This window comes from Polaribacter sp. (genome assembly GCF_965656025.1).
Taxonomy (GTDB): domain Bacteria; phylum Bacteroidota; class Bacteroidia; order Flavobacteriales; family Flavobacteriaceae; genus Polaribacter.
On the sequence record NZ_CBFHJT010000011.1, the window covers coordinates 42,506 to 52,567 of the forward strand.

The following is a 10,062-nucleotide window of genomic DNA, read 5'->3' on the forward strand; positions in this document are numbered from 1 at the left end:
TATAATTAGTCTATTAATTGTCTTTTTTATATCCTTTAGGTCTTTTTGAACGAATTGGCGCTTTGGGTTCAGGTTTCATAATAAATTCATTTCCTTTTAATAAACGCAAAGCTTCTGCAACAGCTTTTTCTAATTGTGGATCTTTACCTTGTAAAACTTCTTTTGGTGTTTGATGCACTTCTATATCTGGAGCAACACCTTCTGCTTCAACAGCCCAATTACCATCTACATCATAAAAACCACCTCTAGGAGCTACCATTCTTCCTCCATCTATAAATCGTGGAGTATCCCAAGTACCTACTAAACCACCCCAAGTTCTTGTGCCCACTAATGGGCCTAAGTTTTTTTCTTTAAACATATAGGGTAATAAATCTCCTCCTGAACCTGCTCTTTCATTTATAATCATCACTTTTGGCCCCCAAATTCCGGCCATAGGAGTTGTCCAGGGTTTTCTGCTTTCACTTTTACTATTAAAATAACCTACCACTTCTCTAGACATAATGTCTATCATGTAATCTGCGGCAGATCCGCCACCATTATTTCTTTCGTCAATAATAACTCCTTTTTTGTCTTGTTGTGAAAAATAATAACGATTGAATGATGTAAAACCAGGTCCACTAGTATTTGGTACATAAACGTACGCTAATTTACCATTAGAAAGTTTGTCAACTTTTCTTCTGTTACTTTCCACCCAATCAATAGATCGTAAACTTCTTTCACTAAAAGTAGGTGTTATTAAAATGGTTTTAGCATCTTTTTCTGATGGTTTGTCATTAACTTTAATATAGATTTCTCTACCAGCAGTTTGTTCTAAAAGTTGATAAGGATTCATATCTGAAGTTAAATTTACTCCATTAATTGCTATTAAATAATCACCTTCATTCACATTGATGCCTGGTAAACCTAAAGGAGCGGAAATGTTTGGATTCCAACGTTCTCCTTTATATATTTTTTTAAATTGATATCTATCTTTTTTAATGGCTAAATCTGCACCTAATAAACCTACAGGAACTCTGTCTAAGTTAGGATAATCTCCTCCAGAAACATAAGAATGTCCAATGGCAACTTCGCCACTCATAATATCAACAACATAATTCAAATCGCTTCTGTGTTTAACATCATTTATCCAAGGAGCATACCATTCATAAATGTCATCCCAAGGAGCACCATGTACGTTATCTACATATAAGAAATCTCTCATAAAACGCCATCCTTCCTTAAAAATCTGATGTGCTTCAGCTTTAGGATTTACTTTAATTTTCATGTTTGTTTTCAAAGACTTTTTTCCTGCTTTTGGAGCTTTGGTGCTGTTTAAACTCCAATTGCCACGTTTAGATAATAGAATAGAGTTTCTATCTTCTGAAGCGACCATGGTTGAAACTCCCGTTGCAAAAACAGTTGCTTTTTCTTTTGTTACATCGTAACTATGCACATTTAAACCAGAAGAATTAGGAATTGATTCTGCAATAAAAACTTTATTTTTAGGACCTTTAAGTAAAGCCACATAATTTCTTGCAGGTAATTTTAAAGCGACAGCTCTATTAAAAATACCATTTTCATCAATTACAGTTTTGTTTTTAGGTGATGATTTTTTATCCTTTTTTTTATTCTTTTTTACATCTTCTTTTTTTTCTTTTTCTACAGATGCTTCATCTGTTTTTGGTAAAATAGGGGCTTTGTCCTCTGAACTTAAAACAACAGCATACAAAGTTCTAGATACACTTGGGTCATAAGAACTCATGTCTAGCCAACCAGTTTGTAAACCATAATCTGTGCTAGCTAAGGTGTAAATAAATTTTCCAGTAGCATCCCAAACAGGTGTAATTGCATCTGCAATTGGGTCTGTTAGTTGTACTGTTTTTTTGGTGCTTATTTGATAAGCATATATAGATTTAAAACTATTATCATTTTGTTTTGCGTAAGCAATCCAATCACTATCTGGAGACCATTTTGGATTCATGGTTCTGTTAGGATGCGCAAAACCGTCTGCATCTACTTTTGTAATCTTTTTATTTTCTAAGTTGATGATCCAAATCACAAAATTGGTATCTGTATACGCAATATATTTTCCATCTGGAGACCAATCTGGTTGAAAGTAAAACGTAGGATTGGGTAATTTTATATTTTCCTGATTATCGCCATTTTGATCTGCTAATACTAACTGATACTCTCCATTTTTATCAGAAAACCAAGCTACTTGATCGCCTTTAGGAGACCAAATTGGTGAACGATCTGCAATACCTGAAGAATTGGTTAAGTTTCTCCAAGTTCCGTTTTCTTTGGGTACTGTAAAAATTTCTCCTCGATATTCAAAAATGGCTCTATTTCCTTTAGGAGAAACATTTGGATTGTTTAAGTTTCTTCCAGAAACATTCATCCATCTTGTTCTTGAATAGTTTAAGTCTCCTTTTACATTGATAATTATTTGTTTTGTTTTTTTTGTTACAGGATTTAATTTATGTAAAAAACCACCATGCTCATAAACTATTCCGTTTTCATTTGCATCTAAATTTTTGACATCAAACTTTTTATGAAATGTAACCTGAGTTTCTGTTTTTGTTTTGATGTTGTATGACCATATATTGGCAGTATAATCTCTTTCTGAAATATAATAGACATCACCATTAAACCAAACCGGATTTGTGTGTCTTTCTCCATCTAATCGAGGTGTCTTTATTAAATTTTTGGTTTTCAAATTCACAATCCAAATGGGCATTGCTTGTCCACCTCTGTAATTTCTCCATTCTGCATCCCAACTGGTAATAGGTGTGTAAGCAATGTATTTGTTGTCGGGTGATATTTCACCAAATGCAGCTCTTGGAATATCGAAGGCTTTTGGCATACCACCTTCTGTAGAAATGGTGAAGAACTTGTTGGTTTGGGTGGGTCTAGCTTCTCTGTTAGATCTAAATAGAATTTTTCCATCAGTAGTCCAACCCTGTACAGCATCTGTTGATGGATGAAAAGTTAATCTCTTAGGCTCACCACCATTTATGGAAACTACATAAATATCTGTATTTCCATCATACTGTGCTGTAAAAGCTATCCATTTTCCATCATCAGAAAATTGTGGATTAGATTCAACACCATCATCACTGGTTAAACGAATAGCATTACCACCGTTTAAAGGTGCTTTCCATAAATCTGCAGCATATACAAAAACCACCTCTGTTTTAGAAAGAGTGGGTTGTCTTAATAACCGTGTTCCCTGAGAAAAACTTGGGTAACTCAATAATATCGAAAAAAGAAAGAGAATTTTTTTCATAATTTAAAATAGATTTGATTATTCAATAAAGATAAATAAATCTCTTGAAAAAGAGTAGGAAGTAGATGTTAAAGCCTATTTTTAAATTATTTAGCAAACAACTGACCAATATCCTTAAAGGCTTTAAACTCTAAAGCATTGTTTTCTGGATCTATAAAAAACATAGTAGCTTGTTCGCCTACTTTACCTTTAAAACGAATGCAAGGTTCAATTTCAAATTTGGTGTTTGCTGCTTTTAACCTTTCTGCTAAAGTATGCCAATCTTCCCAAGTTAAAACAACGCCAAAATGTGGAACAGGAACGTTATGACCATCTACCTCATTTGAAATTCTTTGAGGTTGAAAATCTTCTTTTACATGAATTACCAATTGATGACCAAAGAAATTAAAATCGACCCAATCTTCTGTTGATCTCCCTTCTTCGCATTTTAAAATGTCTCTGTAAAATGTTCTACATTTTTCTAAATTCTGAACAGGAATGGCTAAGTGAAATGGTTGTATCATTGTTAGTTGTTAGTTGTTAGTTGTTAGTTGTTAGTTGTTAGTTGTTAGTTGTTAGTTTTTGGTTGATTTTATAAATTTCTCCTAAAAACCTAGAGCAGTGTCATCTCCTCTTTTGTCTGCACCACCTTCTAATTTTTTGTTTTCTAAAACTAAAATGGCAGCTACTTTACCAATAATTGGCGAATTTGTTTCGTCTAAAATATAATTTTTCTTTTTAAGTTCATTTTTTACATCCTCAGAAAAACTATTGGGTTCCATTTTTATAGTATCTGGTAACCACTGATGATGAAATCTTGGAGCATTTACAGCTTCTTGCATGGTCATGTTAAATTCGTGTACATTTAAAATAGTTTGTAAAACTGAAGTAATAATGGTTGAACCTCCAGGAGTACCAACTACCATAAACAGTTTTCCTTTTTTCTCTACAATCGTTGGTGTCATAGAACTTAACATGCGTTTCTCTGGCGCAATTTCATTGGCTTTTGCGCCAATTAAACCAAACATATTGGGTACACCAGGTTTGCTTGAGAAATCGTCCATTTCATTATTTAAAAAGAAACCTAAATCTGAACAATACAATTTTGATCCATAAGCACCATTTATAGTTGTAGTTACAGAAACTGCATTTCCAAACGGATCTACAATGGAATAATGTGTAGTTTCATCACTTTCTATAATATTGATATTACCATTAGAAACTTCTGATGATAACGTAGCGTTATCAAAAGAAAAATTATCCATTCTATTTATCGAATATGTTTTAGAAATTAATTCTTTCTGAGGAATTGAAACAAAATCTGGATCTCCTAAAAAGTGACTTCTATCTGCATAAGCGCGCCTTTCAGCTTCTGTAATTACTTGAATGGATTTTGCTGAGTTGTGTCCAAATTTATGCAAATCGAAAGGTTCAATAGCATTCATAATTTGTGCCAAACAAATGCCACCAGAAGAAGGTGGTGACATAGATATAATTCTTAAATCGTCATAAGTAAAAGTAATGGGAGTTCTCCATTTTGGTTGATATTTTGCCAAATCTTCAAAAGACATAATACCACCATTTTCTTGCATAAATTTTACCAATCTTTTTGCAGTTTCGCCTTTATAAAATTCGTCTTTACCATTTTGTTGAATTCTAGTTAGGGTTGCTGCTAAATTTGGATATTTTATGGTATCATTTTCTTTCCAGTTTTTTTGAAATAAAATGGAATCTTTGTTTGCTTTCAAAAATGCTTCTTGATAAGATGCTAGTTTTTTTTCTTGTTTGTAAGTAACTACAACTCCCTTTTTTGCCAATTGAATAATAGGCTCTAAAATTTCATTCATCGGAATTGTACCAAACTTTTTATGTACTTCAAAAATACCAGCTATGGTTCCAGGAATACCAACAGCCATTGCACCCAATGTACTTTTGTTTGGTATTATATTTCCATCAACATCTAAAAACATATTTTTAGTAGCGGCTAAAGGTGCTTTTTCTCTATAATCTAATGTGCCAATTTTACCATCACTTTTTCTGTACACCATAAAACCACCACCTCCAATATTACCAGCATAAGGATAGGCAACTGCCAAAGCCAATTCTGTTGCAACCATGGCATCAAAAGCATTTCCACCTTTTTTAAGAATATCCACACCAATTTTAGAAGCTTCTTTTCTTGCAGCAACTATCATTGCTTTTTGGGTAATTAAACCTGTAATTTTTTCTTGTTTTTTAGATGTTTTACAGTTTGTTAGAAATAAGGAAAATATAAGAAGTAGAATTGTTTTTTTCATGTATAGTGTTATTTTTTTTCACTTCAACTTTATAGAAAAATCTAATTTAATTCGATTTCTCAATTACGTTTCTCTTCATTCGAAATGACAGTCAATTCTTTTAATTTTTGATTCGTAAACGCTATTAAATCCTCAAAAAATAAAGTAAAATCTTCTTGAAGTTCGTTTTTTAGTATTTTTAAATCTTCAATAGCTAAATTCATTTGAGATTTGCCTTTGGTTCTGTTGTTCATTCCTTTTAAAACACGTTCAATTCCATCTTCAAATTGATAGTTGTATAAAATATCATAATCAACCATATACGTTATAAATTGTTGCGATTTTAAAGGTAATTCAGCAGATTTTTCCATAAATAATTCATAAATACCTTTTGTGTAAATATTCAAAGGAATGGCAGAATAATTGGCCCAGTTTTTAGCTAAAAAATGATCGTATAAAATATCTATAATAACTCCATCATAATGTCTGTAACGTTTGTGTAATCTTCGTTTACTTTTTCTAACAACTTCATGTGCATCTGTAAATGTATCTATTGCTCTGTGTAAAAAAATACCCTGTTGTATTTCTTTAGAAAACATCAAGAAGTTATTGCCTCTAATATGATCTGCAATAAAATTCCCAACCATAATATTGGTATTGTTTTGTGATAGATAGAGATGTGCTAGGAAATTCATTTGCTAAAAATAAACAAAAAACCACAATCAATTGATTGTGGTTTTCTAATATATCTATAAATCTAAGATTCTAGTAATCTAAACTTAATTATTCAACATCACAGGCATTACCAACATTGTAACTTGTTCACCTTCATCAGTGCCATCAATTGGTGTTAAAATCCCTGCTCTGTTTGGTAAAGACATTTCTATTAAGACTTCGTTAGAGCTTAAATTGTTTAACATTTCACTTAAAAAACGAGAATTGAAACCAATTTGCATATCATCACCTTGATAATCGCAACTCAAACGTTCGTCTGCTTTGTTGGCAAAATCTAAATCTTCTGCAGAAATATTTAATTCTGTTCCTGCCATTTTTAATCTGATTTGATGTGTTGTTTTGCTAGAGAAAATAGACACACGTCTTACAGAGTTTAAAAAAGAAGCTCTATCAACTGTTAATTTATTTGGATTCTCTTTTGGAATTACAGCTTCGTAATTAGGATATTTCCCATCAATTAAACGACACACTAAAACAACATTATCAAAAGTAAATTTTGCATTGGCATCATTATATTCAATAGTTACATCACTTTCAGAACCACCTAAAATTCCTTTTAATAAATTTAAAGGTTTTTTTGGCATGATAAATTCCGCAGTTTGATCTGCAGTAACATCTGTTCTAGAATATTTTACCAATTTGTGAGCATCTGTAGCAACAAAAGTTAAACTTTGCGAGCTAAATTGAAAAAATACACCACTCATTACTGGTCGTAAATCATCATTACCAGCAGCAAAAATAGTTTTAGAAATGGCAGTTCCTAAAATGTGTGCAGGTACAACTGTTTTACTTGGACTTGGCAAAGAAACCGCTTTCGGAAATTCATCTCCACCAAAATAAGCCATGTCGTATTTTCCTTGGTCTGAGCTTATTTCTATAGTATTATCACCCTCTGTTTTAAAGGTTAAAGGTTGGTCTGGAAACGTTTTTAAAGTATCTAGTAATAACCTTGCAGAAACTGCTATAGAACCATTACTATCACTTTCTACATCAACTACAGAACTCATGGTTGTTTCTAAATCTGATGCAGAAACTTTTAATTCATTTTCAGACAATTCAAACAAAAAATTGTCTAAAATTGGTAAAGTATTATTACTATTTATAACGCCACCTAAAACTTGTAATTGTTTTAATAATTGCGAACTCGATACAATAAATTTCATTGATTTTTTTATCTTAATTAGTAATACAAATATAACCTTAATATGTGATTTTAAAAATTATTTTATTAACAGGTTATGAGCATTTTGTTGATGCACTTAAAAACGTTATAATTATGTTAATTCGCTTATTTTAGGTGATAAAAAAAGTACATTTGTTTGCTTACATTTTTCTTTATTAAGAAAATAAATGTCTCCTCGAGCGCAGTCGAGAGGTTTTACTTAGGTCTCGACTGCGCTCGACCTGACCATGAATTTTATTCGAAAAAATGAAAAAACGTTTATTCTCAATCATAATAATTTTACTGATTTCTACGGTAATATTTGCTCAAAAACCTCAAAAGTTAACCTCAAATCAGATTTATGAGAAAATTCAGAAATTAAACTTTTTAGGAACTGCCCTTTATATTGCTGCGCATCCAGATGATGAAAATACACGCTTAATTGCGTATTTAGCGAACAAAGTAAATGCAAGAACTGGTTACTTATCGTTAACTAGAGGTGATGGAGGACAAAATTTAATTGGGCCAGAAATTAGGGAATTATTAGGGGTTATTAGAACTCAAGAATTATTAGCCGCAAGAAATATAGATGGTGGGCAACAATTTTTTACAAGAGCCAACGATTTTGGATATTCGAAACATCCAGATGAAACTTTAAAAATTTGGAATAAAGAAGCCGTTTTAAGTGATGTTGTTTGGGTGATTAGAAACTTTAAACCAGACGTAATTATTAACAGGTTTAACCACAGAACACCAGGAACTACACATGGTCATCACACAAGTTCGGCTATGTTAAGTGTTGAAGCTTTTGACAAAGTTGGCGATAAAAACGAATATCCAGAACAATTAAAATATACCAATATTTGGCAACCAAAGAGATTGTTTTTTAATACTTCTTCTTGGTTTTATAGAAATCAAGAAGACTTTAAAAAAGCAACAGAAGGCAAACTAGCTTCTTTTGATATTGGTGTGTATTATCCCTTAAAAGGATTGTCTAATAATGAGTTAGCATCTCTAGCAAGTAGCCAACATTTGTGTCAAGGTTTTGGTAGATTAACTACAAGAGGTAGCCAAAATGAATATGTAGAATTTTTAAAAGGCGATAAACCAAAAGACAAGAATGATATTTTTTCGGGAATAAACACTACTTGGAATCGTCTTGAAAATGGTGGCGAAATTGGTGATATTTTATATGAAGTAGAAAATAATTTCGATTTTGTAAATCCGTCTAAACATTTACCAGCATTGTTAGAAGCCTATAAAATGATTCAGAAATTAAAAGATAATCATTGGCGAACTATAAAAGAAAACCAGATAAAAGAAATTATAGAGGCATGTGCAGGTTTGTATATAGAAGCTTCTGCAACAACTTCTTCTGCAACACCCAATGATAAAATACAAGTTAATTTTGAGGTTTTAAATAGAAGTGAGGTAAATGTAGAATTGACCTCAATAACATCTACAATTGATAGAAGAACCATTGTAAAAGAATTGCGTTTAGACCAAAATAAAAGAGTTAATTTTACAGAAGATATTACTCTAGAAAACAATTCTTATTCAGACCCTTATTGGTTAAGAAAAGAAGCTACATTAGGTATGTATGCTGTAGAAAATCAAAAATTAATTGGAAAACCAGAAACAGAAAGACCAACAAAAATACAGTTCAATTTAATTGTTGATGAAACCCCAATTTCTATTACAAAAAATGTGGTGAGGAGATATGCAGAGCGAGATCAAGGAGAAATTTACGAACCTTTCGAAATTTTACCAAAAGTAACTACAAAACTAAAAGATAAAGTACTTATTTTTTCTGATGATGATCCTAAAAAAATTGCAGTAGAGGTTAGCGCAGGTGCAGCAAATATTTCTGGAGTTGTTCGTTTAAACATTCCAACAAGTTGGAATGTTTCACCAAAAGAAATCAACTTTAATATTCAACAAAAAAACGACAAACAAACTATTGAATTTTTAGTGACACCTCCAAACAACCAATCTGAAGGGAAATTGGAAGTTATTGCAACTGCAAATAATAAAAAGTACACCAAAGAATTGGTGGAAATTAATTACAATCACATACCAAAACAATCTGTGTTACTAGATTCTGAAGCTAAAATTGTACGTTTAAACATACAAAAAGTGGGCGATAAAATTGGCTATATCAAAGGTGCAGGAGATGCTGTTCCAGAAAATTTAAGACAAATTGGATATTCAGTAACAGAAATCAATCCAGCAACAATAACCACAAAAAGTTTGCAAGGTTTTGATGCCATCGTTTTAGGAATTCGAGCTTATAATGTGGTAAAAGAACTAAAATTTAAACAAAAATATTTATTAGAATATGTAAAAAATGGTGGTAACATGATTGTGCAATACAACACCAATCGAGGTGTAGATGTTGCACCACCTTTTCCTTTACAGTTATCTAGAGACAGAGTAACAGATGAGTTTGCGGAGGTTAGAATTTTAAATAAAAATCACTCGCTTTTAAATTTTCCGAATAAAATTACAAAATCCGATTTTAAAGGTTGGGTACAAGAACGAGGTTTGTATTTCCCAAATTCTTGGGATGCTAACTTTACCCCAATTTTATCTATGAATGATAAAGGAGAATCTCCAAAAAAAGGAAGTTTATTGATTGCCAAATA

General features: G+C 31.8%; 6 protein-coding genes. 1 reads left to right on the top strand and 5 read right to left on the bottom strand.

Translation table 11 applies throughout. The features are described 5' to 3' along the window. Nucleotides 1-13: 13 nt before the first annotated feature. The 5 genes from ACTG3S_RS03475 to dnaN all read right to left on the bottom strand — a co-directional run bounded on the left by ACTG3S_RS03475 (nucleotide 14) and on the right by dnaN (nucleotide 7,418). Nucleotides 14-3,265 carry a S41 family peptidase gene (locus ACTG3S_RS03475; protein ID WP_439127981.1) on the bottom strand — a complete coding sequence of 1,084 codons (3,252 nt, stop codon included), beginning with the start codon at nucleotides 3,263-3,265 and terminating at the stop codon, nucleotides 14-16. 86 nt (nucleotides 3,266-3,351) lie between these two features. Further along, a complete protein-coding gene (locus ACTG3S_RS03480) occupies nucleotides 3,352-3,768 on the bottom strand; it encodes a VOC family protein (protein ID WP_439127982.1) in 417 nt (138 codons plus the stop codon). Between the two features lie 81 nt (nucleotides 3,769-3,849). Continuing rightward, nucleotides 3,850-5,541: a gamma-glutamyltransferase gene (gene ggt / locus ACTG3S_RS03485; protein WP_439127983.1), complete on the bottom strand. Its 1,692-nt coding sequence runs from the start codon at nucleotides 5,539-5,541 to the stop codon at nucleotides 3,850-3,852. Nucleotides 5,542-5,600: 59 nt separating this feature from the next. Continuing rightward, nucleotides 5,601-6,215: an ACP phosphodiesterase gene (locus tag ACTG3S_RS03490; RefSeq protein ID WP_439127984.1), complete on the bottom strand. Its 615-nt coding sequence runs from the start codon at nucleotides 6,213-6,215 to the stop codon at nucleotides 5,601-5,603. 84 nt (nucleotides 6,216-6,299) lie between these two features. Beyond that, complete coding sequence (gene dnaN / locus ACTG3S_RS03495) at nucleotides 6,300-7,418, bottom strand: DNA polymerase III subunit beta (RefSeq protein WP_439127985.1); 1,119 nt, start codon at nucleotides 7,416-7,418, stop codon at nucleotides 6,300-6,302. 266 nt (nucleotides 7,419-7,684) lie between these two features. On the opposite strand from dnaN, the gene ACTG3S_RS03500 reads away from it, so the two are divergent. After that, a partial coding sequence (locus ACTG3S_RS03500; RefSeq protein WP_439127986.1) for a PIG-L family deacetylase occupies nucleotides 7,685-10,062 on the top strand: 2,378 nt, incomplete at its 3' end.

Bases quoted from the DNA above. Each gene is read 5' to 3' on its own strand.
- ggt (WP_439127983.1), bottom strand. From the start codon at position 5,541: ATGAAAAAAACAATTCTACTTCTTATATTTTCCTTATTTCTAACAAAC.
- ACTG3S_RS03490 (WP_439127984.1), bottom strand. From the start codon at position 6,215: ATGAATTTCCTAGCACATCTCTATCTATCACAAAACAATACCAATATT.
- ACTG3S_RS03475 (WP_439127981.1), bottom strand. From the start codon at position 3,265: ATGAAAAAAATTCTCTTTCTTTTTTCGATATTATTGAGTTACCCAAGT.
- dnaN (WP_439127985.1), bottom strand. From the start codon at position 7,418: ATGAAATTTATTGTATCGAGTTCGCAATTATTAAAACAATTACAAGTT.
- ACTG3S_RS03480 (WP_439127982.1), bottom strand. From the start codon at position 3,768: ATGATACAACCATTTCACTTAGCCATTCCTGTTCAGAATTTAGAAAAA.